Origin of the sequence: Brevibacillus laterosporus DSM 25 (genome assembly GCF_002706795.1) — a bacterium.
Lineage (GTDB): Bacteria > Bacillota > Bacilli > Brevibacillales > Brevibacillaceae > Brevibacillus_B > Brevibacillus_B laterosporus.
Map to the genome: position 1 here is coordinate 989,956 of NZ_CP017705.1, position 14,443 is coordinate 1,004,398.

General features: G+C 39.2%; 9 protein-coding genes. 2 read left to right on the forward strand and 7 right to left on the reverse strand.

Annotated features, from left to right (window positions below):
• The first annotated feature begins 16 nt into the window (after nt 1-16).
• Nucleotides 17-520 carry a hypothetical protein gene (locus tag BrL25_RS04695; RefSeq protein WP_018673146.1) on the forward strand — a complete coding sequence of 168 codons (504 nt, stop codon included), beginning with the start codon at nt 17-19 and terminating at the stop codon, nt 518-520.
• A 120-nt stretch (nt 521-640) separates the two neighbouring features.
• Here the strand turns inward: BrL25_RS04695 and BrL25_RS04700 are convergent, their stop codons facing one another.
• Nucleotides 641-8,269 (reverse strand): non-ribosomal peptide synthetase, encoded by a 7,629-nt coding sequence (locus tag BrL25_RS04700; protein WP_018673147.1) that lies wholly within the window; start codon nt 8,267-8,269, stop codon nt 641-643.
• 557 nt (nt 8,270-8,826) lie between these two features.
• Here BrL25_RS04700 and BrL25_RS04705 point away from each other — a divergent pair.
• The gene (locus BrL25_RS04705) at nt 8,827-9,324 is read left to right on the forward strand and encodes a chemotaxis protein CheW (RefSeq protein WP_018673148.1); all 498 of its coding nucleotides are present in this window, start codon (nt 8,827-8,829) and stop codon (nt 9,322-9,324) included.
• 237 nt (nt 9,325-9,561) lie between these two features.
• On the opposite strand, the gene BrL25_RS04710 is transcribed toward BrL25_RS04705, so the two are convergent.
• The 6 genes from BrL25_RS04710 to BrL25_RS04735 all read right to left on the reverse strand — a co-directional run bounded on the left by BrL25_RS04710 (nt 9,562) and on the right by BrL25_RS04735 (nt 14,423).
• Nucleotides 9,562-10,242: a hypothetical protein gene (locus BrL25_RS04710; protein WP_018673149.1), complete on the reverse strand. Its 681-nt coding sequence runs from the start codon at nt 10,240-10,242 to the stop codon at nt 9,562-9,564.
• Between the two features lie 127 nt (nt 10,243-10,369).
• Entirely contained in the window at nt 10,370-10,957 is a 588-nt protein-coding gene (gene thpR, locus BrL25_RS04715) for an RNA 2',3'-cyclic phosphodiesterase (protein ID WP_018673150.1), read from the reverse strand.
• Nucleotides 10,958-11,033: 76 nt separating this feature from the next.
• Nucleotides 11,034-11,522 (reverse strand): hypothetical protein, encoded by a 489-nt coding sequence (locus tag BrL25_RS04720; RefSeq protein WP_018673151.1) that lies wholly within the window; start codon nt 11,520-11,522, stop codon nt 11,034-11,036.
• 91 nt (nt 11,523-11,613) lie between these two features.
• Nucleotides 11,614-12,642 carry a hypothetical protein gene (locus tag BrL25_RS04725; protein ID WP_018673152.1) on the reverse strand — a complete coding sequence of 343 codons (1,029 nt, stop codon included), beginning with the start codon at nt 12,640-12,642 and terminating at the stop codon, nt 11,614-11,616.
• 19 nt (nt 12,643-12,661) lie between these two features.
• A complete protein-coding gene (surE, locus tag BrL25_RS04730; protein WP_018673153.1) occupies nt 12,662-13,444 on the reverse strand; it encodes a 5'/3'-nucleotidase SurE in 783 nt (260 codons plus the stop codon).
• Nucleotides 13,445-13,637: 193 nt separating this feature from the next.
• A complete protein-coding gene (locus BrL25_RS04735; RefSeq protein WP_018673154.1) occupies nt 13,638-14,423 on the reverse strand; it encodes a class I SAM-dependent methyltransferase in 786 nt (261 codons plus the stop codon).
• Between the last annotated feature and the right edge of the window lie 20 nt (nt 14,424-14,443).

Below are 14,443 nucleotides of genomic sequence, written 5' to 3' on the forward strand. Positions count from 1 at the left end.
GGAGGAGGAGACAAAAGTGAAGAAACCATTTGTGATTGAAGCCATCATGCTGGCTATATACGGCAATTTACTAGTGCCAAGCGAGCCTGTCGAATACCTCATCCCCTCTTCTACTCTCCGTGAACTGGACGAATTTATCGGAAATTCTAGTCCCATCATGCATGACCCGGAAGAAGAGCAACGGGTAAGGGAAATTATTGGAGACATGATCCAATATTTCCACAATCCTTTTCGACGTAAAATGATGGGAAAATCATTGGTAGCACCATGGTCTACCGTTACTTTTGAACATAGTGATACTGTTCACTTTACCATTGTAAAAGCGGAAGATACCGCCATGTGGGGAGAGATTTTTGACCCCATTGAAACCGAATTAATCTTAACAGCGATGAAATGGGACGTTCCCCTAATTACTGATCAAACCGAATGGCAGGATCGTTTGCTGGAATATGTAATTCCAATTCAATTTTATGATATTGAGGACTTCGATTTTGCCGTGGAGCCCAAACTCTATTTATAGAGAAAAAGAAAGGCTTATCCTTTATAACAAATGGATAAGCCTTTGGCGTGTAGACAAAGCACCCGAGTACAAAAGGTCTACACGCTTTTTATTGGCTGTAAAAAGGTACTATACTACTTTCTACTTTAAGACAGTTTCTTGTATTGTAGGAAAAAAGTTTACCTCTATAGCATATTCGATCATACCTCTAATAAGTTGCTCCGTCGGTTTAGGACAAACAACGGAGGTTCTTTGTAAAAATTCCTGTGTGAGCGTACAATCAGGTATTGAAATAGACATTCCTTCACTAGCTTCTAAGGAAGGCAAGATCAGCTCTAATGCCTGCTGTTGCTCGTCTGACAGGTCTCCCTGATAAAGAGTCTGAATATACTCTTCCGCTTGAATGAGAGAAATTGGATATCCAGCTTGTTGCACGTTACGGATAAAATCCTCCCAAGGGATTTGGTCCGGATTACAAATGTGGAGGGTTTCACCAATCGTCTCTAGCTGACACGCAAGCTGTACGATAGCCTTGCTTCCATAATCAATAGGCGTTATATCCATGTAACCAGGTATTGAAGGTGCAACTCGTAATAGGAAGAGGGCTTTTAATAAGCGATAAAATGCATTTTCATGAATATTATATTGAAACTTACCCGTCACAGAATGTCCAACCAAATTACCTACTCGGTAAATGGTAGCATCCAATCCCTCTTCAATAGCTTGCCTTACACTTTTCTCGGATAAAAACTTACTTTCGACATAGACATTTTCTATCTCTTGACCACGGTCAAAATCTGTTTCATAAAACAAAAATTCTTCTGGATCATGGATAGAGTGTCCAACCACGCTTAATGTGGAGATATAATGGAAGCGCGCTTTCAACTTCTTCGATAATTGTATGAGCTCATTCGTAGAATCAAGATTTACTTTATGGAAATGCTCACGATCTCCATAATGTCTTACCTCTCCCCCACAGTGGATAACCGAATCAATTTTCCCTACCAGATGATCCCATGTCAAATAATCTACACCTAGGCTCTTGCTGCTTAAGTCACCTTCCACTGTGAAAACTCTACCCTTCATCTGCGAAAGAATTCCTTGCCCAAAATAGAAGACCATTTTTTCAGCTAGTTTTCTATCAATTGAAGCATCGCCCGTTTTACGTACGAGACAGTAGATGGAAATGGAAGGTATTTCAAGTAGTTCCTTCAGAATATACGCACCTAAGAAACCAGTAGCACCAGTAAGAAAAACTCCTTTCGGTATATTCACAGTAATGCTAGACACTGATCTTTCTCTTTTCTTTTTCTGTATATGATTTGTTACAGGCTTGGTAGCTATCTGAGATTGTTGCTCAACGATTTGTGCACTTTCTTCTGTCTTTTCTTCTAAATATTGAGCAAGCTTTGCTACTGTACGGAATTTGAAAAAATCCTGAATCCGAATCATAGGATATTTTGGCTTCAGTTGTACAAGAACAGGCATGATTTTCAAGGAGTGTCCACCTAATTCAAAAAAATCATCATCTAGTCCAACAGGCTTCACATCCAACACTTGTTCCCAAATTTGCGCAATTTCTATTTGCATCTCCGTCTCAGGCATAGTAAAGGTTCTTTCTTTCGTTACTAAATGTGGAGAGTTCTGCATCAAGCTTTTTCGATCGACTTTACCATTCGGCGTTAACGGAAGCTCCTCAAGATGAATGTAATGCCTTGGTAGCATATATTCTGGAAGCGTTCCAGATAAGTAGGAGTTTAACTCGTTTACTTCGATTTCTTGTTTTCCATTCGTAGTGTAATAGGAGACAAGAACTTTCCCAGTTGCTGAATCTACTGCTAAAACAACAGATTGCTGAATCAATGGATGTTGTAAAAGGGTCTCTTCTATTTCACCCAGTTCTACACGGTAACCTCTTATTTTAATCTGATCATCTCTTCTACCTACGAATTCAATATTGCCGTCTGGTAACCATCTTGCTAAATCACCTGTTCGATAAAGTATGTCTGCAAACTCATGAGAGAACGGATTGGAAATAAATACTTCTTCATTTTTCTGCTCTTGATTCCAATATCCTGGCGAAAGTCCGACACTCTCGATATAAATCTCACCAATTGCACCAATTGGGCATGGAGTTTTTTGAGAATGAAGGATATGAATCTTGGTATTGGCAAGAGGCTTTCCAATCGGAACATTTTTTTGCTCAGGTTCAATCCGATTAATTGGATAAAAAGTTGCAGAAACAGTAGCCTCAGTTGGTCCATACTCGTTGATAATCAACGTCTGCTGACCAAATCTGTTTTGCCATGCTCGCACAGATTCAGCTAGTAACGCTTCTCCTCCAACCATCATCATACGTAACGTTTTGATCATTTCTGCTTCCGTATTACTCAAGGAAGCAATCACATTATGGAAAAATACAATTGGTAAATCCGTGATTGTAGCCTGCACCTTTTGAACTGCATGAGCATATGCGCTGACAGAATATCTCTCATCTTCAGATAAGATGTGTAATCTAGCTCCATGTAACAAAGCTGAAAATATCTCAGAAACAGAAGTGTCAAAGCTAAAGGAAGCAAACTGAACAAAAGTATCCTCGCTGTTTACCTGAAACTGGTCCTTCCTCCACTGAATCAGATTAAGAACTCCACGATGGCGCAGTAATGTACCTTTTGGTTTCCCTGTTGAGCCAGATGTATAAATGACATAGGCTAAATCCTCTGAAGTATTCAAGGTTTCCACATAATTTGTTTGTTCAAGCTTATACACATCTTCCATTCGTACGATGACACCTGTATAACGTGATAAGCCTTTCATTTGAGCATCTCTTGTAATCATGTATGAAGTTTTGCTGTCTTCTAAGATATATTCAATTCGATCCTTTGGATAACCCGTATCAATCGGAACATAAGCTCCTCCTGCTTTTAAAATACCTAGCATAGCAATTATGCTCTCGATGCTTCTATCAAGTAATATGGCTACTTTCTCTTGCGGTCTCATTCCTTTAAGACGTAAATAATGAGCAACCTGATTAGAAGCTTGGTCTACCTCTTCATAAGTAAGGGAATGCTCTCCCATTGAAATTGCTACTTTACTAGGATACTTGCTTGCCTGTTCATAAAACCGTTCTTGAATGGTTTGATCGGAAGGAAACGCTGCTTGTGTACGATTTACTTCCTGATACAGATGTTTTTCCTCATCTGTCAATAAATCTAGCAAATGTGGTGCAGACAGTCGCTGGTTGATGATCGCTTCCAAGATTTTTTCCAAGCTACGAGCAAATCGAGAGATGGTGGCTTGTGTAAATAAATCTTTGTTATATTCAAACGTAAGATGTAATTGCTGATTTTTCTCATTTACGGCTAGGGAAAGATCAAATTTACTTGTATGGATATCGCATGGAAGCACTTCTAATTGATAGTCACCCTGCTCTAGGTTCAGATTATTTTCAAAGGTAAACATGGTTGAAAAGATAGGTGTTTGGTTTTCAGCCCGATCAGGATTTATCAGCTCTATTAAACTATCAAATGGATAAGCTTGATGATGATAAGCCGATAAGGTGGTCTCCTTTACCTTTTGGATAAGCTGTTGCAAGGTATCCATGCATTGAATATCCATCCGAATAGCTAATGTATTTACAAAAAAACCTTGTATATGTTCCAAGGATTCATGTATTCGCCCAGCGATAGGAGTCCCCACAATGATATCTTCTTGTCCAGAGAAATGGCTTAGAAGTTTAAAATAAGCTGCCAATAATAGCATATTCATCGTAACACTTTCTTCTTTTCCCACTTCCTTTAGCTGCTGGGTGAGCTTTTTAGTAAGTGGGAAATCAATGGTCTCGCCCTCAAAGGTTTGTTCTTTAGGTCGAATGAAATCCATAGGTAATTCTAGGACTGGTAAAGGTCCTTTTAGCTGTTCAAGCCAATATGACTCTTCAACCTTCCAATAGCCCTCCTTGAGCTTTTGTTCTTGCCATTCTGCATAATCAATATACCGATGCTCAATAGGTTGTAAGGTTGGCTGATTCTCTTGCTCATAGGCATGATACACCTCCATGCATTCTTGCAGGAGTAGCTGTAGACTCCATTCATCCGTGATAAGATGATGAAAATTTAAATATAGATGGCTCAACTCATCCGTAAGCGAATATACCGAGATTTTAAACAAAGGTCCATTAGACAAGTCAAATGGCTCTTTTACATCATTTCGTATCTCTGTTTCAATCAAAGCGATCTGCTCTTCTTCACACAAATGAGATACATCCTTATGATAAAATGCTAACTCGCCAGTATTGTGTATAATCTGTCTAGGTTCACCTTGGAATTCCACAAATGTAGTACGCAGAATTTCATGTCGATCAGTCAGCATTTCTAGAGCTTGTCTGAACAGATCAGGATCAAGGCCTGGTCTGATTTTCACCTGTATCGGAACATGATAAACGCCAGCGCTATTATTCCATTTTTCTAAAAACCATAGCCTTTTCTGGGCATTTGATAATGTATAATGCTCTTGTTCAATTACGTGTGGTAATAAATTCTTATCAGTGTTTATTTGATGAGCAGTATTTGTAGTAGCTTGCTCGTCGATGAATATAGCCAAGCGTTCAACCGTACGATACCGGAATAAATCCTTAAGCTCGATTTTGGCTTTCAGCTGTTTATATACCTGATTGATTACCTTAATAGCTATTAATGAATGACCTCCTAGTGCAAAAAAATCATCATTAATGCTGATTTTTGCTTCTTCTATCAAAAGCACTTTTGCCCAAATTTTTACTACAGCTCTTTCTGTAGACGTATTGGGTGATATATATGTCTTATTCTCCGTTGCTAAAAGTGATCTAGCTTCTTGAGCTAATGACTTCCGATCCACTTTTCCACTAGGTGAGAGAGGCATTGATGAAAGAGAATAGAAATGCTCCGGTACCATATAAACGGGCAGCCTTTGATTCAGGTAGGTTACTAATTCATCCGTTGATGCCTCTTCAACAGAATCAGCAGTGATATAAAAAGCTACTAATCTAGTACGATCATGATCGTCTCTATAAACAACGATAGCAGAATCCTTAACCTTGGGATGTTGTAATAAAACCGTTTCAATCTCGTCTAGTTCTATTCGATAGCCTCTAATTTTCACCTGATGATCCATACGCCCCATAAATTCCAAGTTACCATCTTGTAGAATACGCCCTATATCCCCAGTCCGATAAAACCTTTTCTCTGGTTGGTTAGGAAGAGCAAGTGAAACAAAAGCTGCCTCTGTTTGTTCAGCTTGATTTAAATAACCTTTTGCTAATCCTACTCCCCCAATAATGATTTCTCCTGGGACATTTATTGGGCAGAGCATGCCGTGTTTATTTAAAATAGAGATCTCGCTGTTTGCTAGAGGCATTCCTATTGGGATACTCTGTTTCTCCTCTGGCAGCATTTCTTTGATATCATAGATGGTTTTACAAACAGTGGCTTCTGTAGGTCCATAGGCATTAGCTATTAGAATCTTCGTTCCTAGCTTACGCTGCCACATACGTACTGCTTCTGGTGATAATGTTTCACCGCCAATAAAAATTGCTTTAAATGAATGTAATTGCTCTAAAGTCTCCTCAGGCAATTGTGATAATTGTTTAAAGTAAATGACTGGAAGAACACAATAATTTGCTTTGACGCTTTTCACGGTCTGGATGAAATTTTCTGGAGATGTTCGGTCTAGATCTGAAAGCAGGTGAAGTCTTCCTCCACATAGCAGGCTAGAGTAAATCTCCCACACCGAGGCATCAAAAATAAAGGAAGCAAATTGTAAATATACATCTTTTTCTGTTAATTTGTACTTATCCTTTAAAGAGTAAATTAAGTTTACAACTCCAGTATGGGACAATAATACACCTTTTGGATTACCAGTCGATCCTGAGGTATAGATCATGTAAGCAATATCCTCAGCAATATGAAACGATTCAACTGAATCAACAGAAAGATCTGTAGGTATCTCTTCCCATAATAAACAGCATCCAAAATCAGTCTGAAGCTTATGCGCCCATTTCCTTCTCGTTATCAAATGAGTTGCTCCGCTATCTGTAACCATATATTGTATGCGTTCGGCAGGAAAATCTGGATCAATAGGGACATAAGCTCCACCTGCTTTTAAGATCGCTATCATGGCAACGATGGTATCAATATGACGATCCATTACTATGGCAACCCGCTCACCTTTCTTGAGATGATGTTGAAGAAGATAATGAGCTAGCTGATTCGTTCGATCCTGCAATTGTTTATAAGTAATAGCTTCCTCTCCCATAGTAATCGCTAGTCGGTCTGGAAATTGAGAAGCTTGATCATCTATAAGCTGATCCAACGTTTTCGTTGTCGGAAAATCCGAATGATTATGATTTATTTTTCCATAAATCTCATAATCCTGCTCAATAAGAAATGACAATGTATGTAAAGATGCTTCGGGATTTTGAATTAAGGTTTCTAATGTATGAATATAGTGTTGTAGAAGGTCTTCAATCGTATTCGAATGATATAAGTCGGTATTAAAATCTACCTCTATCATATACTCCTTCTCTTGGCTTTTTACTACTCTCCACACGATATCAAATAGCGTCGTACGTTTGAATTGGTAAGTTACCTCCGCTTCAAGTCCTTCAAGTTCAATTGTAGGAAGACCTACCATATTAAATACAGTAGAAACTATCGGTCTATCTCCCTTTTCAGCTGAATTGGTATTTTCTATTAAATATTCACTTCGATAGTTTTGATGTTGCAATGCCTCTCTAACATTTTGGTCAACTTGCTTAAGTAATTGATCATAATTTTGAACATCAGCCAAAGAAATACGGATAGGAAGAGTATTAATATAATAACCAAAAATTTCTTCAAAATCTTTTCTAGGTCTTAGATTTACAGGCATCCCAACTACGATATCTTCTTCCATAGTCATTTGATGTAAAAGGATAAAATAGGCCGTTAGCATAACACGATACACACTTATCTGCATGTCTTTCGAATATTTCTCCACCCTTCGCATCAGAGCAGAGTCAAGTAGACAGCTTACGTAATCTCCTTGATAAGACAAGCCTTTAGAAGGAGAAAGATCAGAAGAGAATCCCACGTAAGGAATAGAGCCTTGCATCTTATTTACCCAGTATGTATCAGATTCATGATAAGTTAATGCTCCCATTTCAGTAGCTTGTAGGATCTTAGCAATTACTTTATCTTCTTGATTGTTATGATCAATTTCTTCCTTCCTTTTTAAGGCTGTATAGAAGGTAGCCAGTTCGCGTAAAAAGATACCAGAGCTCCATCCATCATAAATGATATGGTGGAAAACAATAAAAAATAGATATTCTTCGTTACTTATTTTAATTAAATGAGGGCGTAATAATGGTCCTTCTTCCAGCGAAAATGCTTCTATTCGTAAAAGCTCTAATGTATCCTGAATCATATTTTCTTTCTCTAACAACGGGATAGATGCAAAATCATGCGGAGTTATTGGGACATCTACTTGAGGTAAAATCATTTTTTGCGGGATTTCTTCATCTTGGCGAACAAAGATCATACGCAAAGCTGGATGTCGTTGAACGATTCTATCTAAAGCTTCTTGCAAAAGGAAAAGAGAAACTTCCCCTTGCATCTTAATTCCAAGAGGTTCATTGCATGACGCTGGATTCATTTGGTGTGCTATCCAAAGAGATTTTTCTACGTTCGTTAGTTCAAGGGCTTGTTCATAAGTTTTATCCCTTTTTTCTTGCACGAGACTCATTTTTGTCAACATTCTAGTAGTCCCTCCTAAATCAATATTGAACGATTCACTCATGATTTGTTGTTCGGGGCTTTCCAATTCATTGTTTTCAAAACAGACTAAATGCTACATCTTTCTCTAGTTACTACCTCCTTTTATAAGTTGTTATAAAAATAACACTTTTAACTTTTCAATCACCTTATAATTTAATTATACATATATTGTAATTGGAAAAAATGGTATTTACTTATTTTTTATGAACTTTTATTTATATTTAAATATTTAGACAAAAATAAACTGAAAAAAAACACCATATTTTCATTTTATTCAAATAGTTTCTTTTAACGTTTTCATGCTTGTACTAATAAAAAAGATCTACGTATTCTTTATTAATCTAAAAAAAACCTTTCCGTCCTGCACAAAAAGCTATTTATATATTGATTTGATCGGTCCCACGAACATTTTAATACTAATAAATCTCAGATCGAAAAAGATAATAAACGGCTTTTCTAAAAGCAACGATTCCGGTTTCGATCTGAGATGATATAATAAACATACTTTAGAAGGAAAAATAGAAAGGGGGAAGCCTCATGGAATTAAATCAAGATCAACTAGGCCTTAACCAATCGCAGAGCGAAGTCGAGGCCCTTTCTTATATTTTATTTACCATGGGTAATGAAACGTTTGGTTTTCCGTTGGAGAATGTCTTGGAGATTGTTAAGCCTATGCCTATTACAAAGGTTCCTAAATCACCTGAGTACGTAGAAGGTGTCATTAATCTGCGTGGGAATATCCTTGCTATCTTGCAAATCCGCAAAATGTTTGGACTACCATCCATTGAGCTTACGGAGGAGAGCCGCTTTATCGTTCTTAAGATAGACGGATTTGAAGCAGGTATCGTTGTGGATGGCGTATCAGAAGTAGCCAAAATTGCGCCTTCTTCCATAAAAACGGCTCCACCAGTTGTTGCAGGATTAGATGGCTCCAATTTAGCAGGCATTGCACAAGAAGGAGAGCGTCTGCTCCTCTTGCTTGATCTCCCTACTATTTTTGCCCAATGGATTCAGCCTGTTACATCAGAAGCGTAAGCGATTATCGGCGGCTCATTTGTGTATATCAAAATGAGTCGCCATAGTTGTTGAGTGATTGTAATAAAATCCTAATCAGAATAATATCTGCGACCGCTTTCCGAAACAAATGTAGGCTTTAATATGTACAAAATGAACGCAACAAAGACCTTGCCCGCATCATTGCTTGGCAAAGCCTCTGCTCCTTACTTTTTACTGGGAAGGTTATGATCTTCCTATCAATTTTTTTACGCAACATCATGCCAGCCCACTATCTCTTCCACCGCTTGCTAAATACGAATAATTAACCCACATCATTTCCTCAATCCCTAAGATTTCCTTAAACAAATCCACTGAATCATACAGTAGACTACTACCCGTTTCATTATCAATTTCGACTAGAATGTTGAGGTCAAACAAAGAATGGAGTTGCTGAATCTGCTTGGGAGGCAAAAAGGAACGGAACAGCTGTGGCTTACAGCGAGATAATCCCTTCTGCACTTCCTGGCGATATATCTGTGAGGTAATAATTGTATCAATTAGTTCATCATATTCCTTGCGTAGCTCTTCTTCTTTCATATAGTCATCTGGATCTATTATACTTGGATATCTCCGCTTCATTTCCATTTCCGCCAATTCCATATCTAAAATATAGCTAATCGTAGCAGACGATACCTCGTAGCCGCCATCAAATAAACGGAACCCCCAACCACTGTCCTCCGCATCATGAAACCACAACAGAGCCACTCCGAGTTTGGATAAATCCAATAAATATTGAAGAGTTTCCGCTGTCTGTACCCACTCATCTTCCAGAAAAAACACATTCCATTCATCATTTAACCGCTTATGAAAATAGGGTTGTTTTGAATCAGGTAGTTGTTTAATCAGTTTGTTTTCGTATCGTCTTGGATATAATACCCCGGTAGTAAACTCACTCATTTTGAATTTCCACCGCTTTCTCAGCATCTGACATCTCATCATGGTGATCGCATTCATTCGCGATCTTCTGTTTTACTAAGTTTATTCAGATGGTGAGCAAATTTGAACGGCAAAACGGCGTTTTTTTCTATAAGTTCGTTGTTTCGCCTAATAAACTAGTGAATAGCGGAGTATGAATAGCCCCCTCTGGTCGTAATTCCGACTGAAATAAGGTAATTCCTTCTACCCTCCAGCTAGGTTTTGGATGGGGTAAAAACCGGTGCGACCAATCGGCTAACGGGAGGGACCGCTCTTCATGTAATTTTGGCTTGCGTGCTATGGTTACATGAGGCTCATACGATCGTTTGTCATACTGTATGTTTTGATGACGGTCTAAGCGTTTCCCCAAAAGGAGATGCATCTGTTGCAAAGACTCTATATTCCCTTGCAGTCCCAACCACAATACTCGTGGCTTGCCTACTTGAGGGAACGAACCAAAATGATCAATGGACAAAGAAAAGGGACGGATAATTGAACTAACAATCTGGATATCCTTCGTAAGCTCTGGAATTTTTTGTTCATCAACATCCCCCAGAAAATGCAAGGTTAAATGTAAGTTATGTAAAGGTTGCCATCGATCGGCACTAAGCTCCTGCTTCACCTGTAGCTGGGCAGCTTCAATATAAGCAATTACATCGGTCGGAACATGTAAGGCTATAAATAGGCGTTTTACCAATAGATATTCAGTCCTTTCTCATCCCCATCAGTAAAAAAGAGGACCCTCTCATAGAGCGTCCTTTTTCCAGCCACACTTAGGCAGCCGTATTTCGTCCCGTTATCATGCCCAATACATAGCGAATATATGCAGCTACAATATCATGTTGCGGTTGATATTCGAAATGAACCGCTAAATCCATCTGCTTCGTTTGCTCCGTCGAAGCAACATTCCAGTGAACTTCTGCTTCGTACGAAAAATATTCGTTGATTCTTTGTTTAATAGTTTCTGCATCCCTGGGCGAGTTGTAAGTAAATGAAAACCTCATGATTACTGGTATATCTTGGTTATTGTCACGATTCATCCCGTATCTACCTGGTTTGCTTTTCAGCGTAATGACACCTGCCAAATCCCAAAGAGTAAAGTCAGCACAAAAGGTGTTTGCAAACGCCTCTCCCTGCATAGAAAGTCGTACTCCTCCTTCCGTGCGAAGAGACAATGATTGAGCAACCTGCTCTACCTCTTTTTGTAGACCTTGAAAGGATTGAGAAATAAGTGCGATACTGCCTTGTTGGGAAGAATTCACTACCTACACCCCCATCACTTTTTATCTATACTCCTTTTCGCATTTTGGCATGTCTAATCCTTTGTTGAAACATGTCTAGTTTTCTGTATGTTTAGACAAATGGATTTACGCTTTTCTTGTCCATATGAGAAAAAAGTCGAGCAAGCTTGCCTTGCATCTCATCATTTAATTCCAAGTGGTAAAAACATCCCGCTTTTCGTTGAAAAATCGGAAACGCTCCTTCCTTTATTGGAGATATTCCTCGAATGTTTTGAAAAGCCGTAAACCGACGAAATAATTCCAAAAACGGATCATCCTGCTGAGTCGGATACATGTCACGTAGTGAAGGGCTTGTATAGATCGAGAACCTTTGCTCATCCCCAAAGACCCAGACAAGAAGATCCGCTTCTCGAATACGACTGATTGGATGTCTATTTAGCATGTGTAATGCTTGATACAAGCTCTCCATTAAGACATGCTCCGCTTTATCCTGATACTTCTGCACATGGATTTGATAAAGAAAATCATATGCTTCTCCAGGTTGTAACAAGACATCATCTGGTAATTCCAGCGCAGATTTAGAGACTATCTCATTCTTGCCTTCTTGTTGATCTGAGCCTGCTAACACAATCGGCATGTGAGTACGCTCTTCCAACTCCTGTAGCATTTGAGTAACACCCGATCTTTCATTAGAGGAAAAGGTAAGTATTTCCGTGAAGATGTGAACTAGCATGCCTTGTTCCCTTGCTAAAAAAAACAGCTCCAGATTGGGCTGCTCTAACAATGCATGAAGCCAAGTGCGTTCAGCAGGTACATGTGGAATAAACGAAAGAGGGAAACCCAGTGGGGCACTTTTCTCATATTTTGTCCATACGATCAGAAGCAATTGCTCCTCATACGTACGAAACTCGACCGTACTAAGTCCCTCCACGGCTTGACTAAAAGCATCAATATCTTCAAATACCAGGTAAATCTCAGCTACACCTTGATCATTTAATCGTCCGAAACAGGGATAGCCTTCATCGTTCACGATTTGGTACAAGAAAGCGTAAGCATCTGTAGAGAGAACCTCCCCTGATGTATGAGCATCAGGAGACGGTCCAGGGAAAGAAAGTAAGGGTTGCATTTGCATTTCTGCCATTTGTTACTCTCCCCTTAGGTTATTTTTTTAAGAGTGGCCACTCTTTCATTTTCTCCAGTAACTTTCGATCAGTGGAATCGATATGAATAGGTGTAACAGTCGTATATCCCTTTTTTAACAACTGAAAATCCTCCTCCGTACCTTGGTTTTCCAATTGATCAGGATACTCCCTTCCCAGAAAATAACCCGAGTCTGATGGACTGTACACGTCGTGATAAAAATCAAACGCTAGAACAGCTGGGATTATTCCTTTAACTTGGCTTTGGGGCAAATCAGGAACATTTACATTCCAGAACACTTTCTGTGGCATTTGTTTTTGTTTGGTTTGTTCCATAAATTGTTTTAGCAGGGGTTTAATAATATTTCCTACTTCACCAAAACTTGCTGGATTATGATAATTATCATAGGACAAAGCAACAGCTGGTATGCCTAGAATTACAGCTTCTCGAGCTGCACTACATGTCCCTGAATAGTAAACATCTTTTCCTAAATTAGCACCTACGTTAATTCCGGATAACACAAGGTCTGGACGCTCTTGATCTTTAAATAGCAGGTAATATGCCGCCTTTACACAATCAGCAGGATTTCCATTTACGCTCCAGGCCTTTACTGGTAAACCATAAAAATCATGCGGTGCAGGCGCTAATGCTTCACGAAATGTAACACCGTGACCCACTCCGCTTCTCTCTTCGCTCGGAGCAACCACATAAATTTCAAGGTCCTGTAAAGGAAGAAGGGCTTCCGCAAGGGTTCGTATACCTAACGCTTCGATGCCATCGTCGTTTGTAAGTAGAATACGCATGATACCAATCTCCTTTATCCATCTGATCTTGTAATTGTATCAAATCGATTGGAAAGTTTCACCTCTCCTTCCTGCTCCATTCATATAAAAAGCCAAAAAAACCGAGAAAGCAAGCCCCCTCGTATGATGCCTTACTATCATAGGAGTTATGCTGTGTCCCCCGGTTATCTATTTGAATTGATCATTCAGTTAGTTACTCTCGAACACTTGCAACTATGGCAAGAGCCGGACCATTAGGATAGCTCGGATCATCAAAGCTAATTGCGTCTATTTGGAAACCAACATGCTGCAGACCTGCAAGTAAATCCTGTCTACTCAACCAATTGCTAAAGGGGAGTGTTCCACCAATAAACAGGTTACTATCCAGTGCTTGCAAATAATTATGTTGATATAACGTGTGGGCAAAGCCATACTCTAAAGCTGATTGGCTCCCGCTAAATCGCAGACGATAATCAACCGAGTGCTGTAGGATATTTTCATCAAAATAATGCGTCCATAAGTACATTTGCTTGCATCGTTCCTTTAGCAATCCCAGTACCATAATCGGATTGACCATATGATATAAGACACCAGAGGCGAAACAAACGTCAAAAGTTTGATCTGTCTGTTTTAAAAATTCTACAAAATCCCCACATAGATAGCGTGCACGTTGCAGATTAGTTACTTCTTTTGTTACCAAACAACGCAAAAAGCACTTGGTATTTGCTTCGATTCCCAGAATACTAGCGGCATCCGCCTTTTTTTCCAGCAGATAGCTATGTGCCCCCTCCATCGGGCCTAATTCCAGTACCGATTTACCTGCTACTCCTCCCAACTTATCAATCGCCCAGATGGCACGATCATCTTCAAATAAGGGGGCAAAGCCCCCATCAACTTGATATTCTGCTGGAAAGATGCTAATCCATTCATCTTTAAAAATAGAAGTTGCTGTTTGATAAGAAGGAGCTGTTTTCACATAATAATCAAGCGCATAATGCATTCACTTTGTCATCCCTTCGT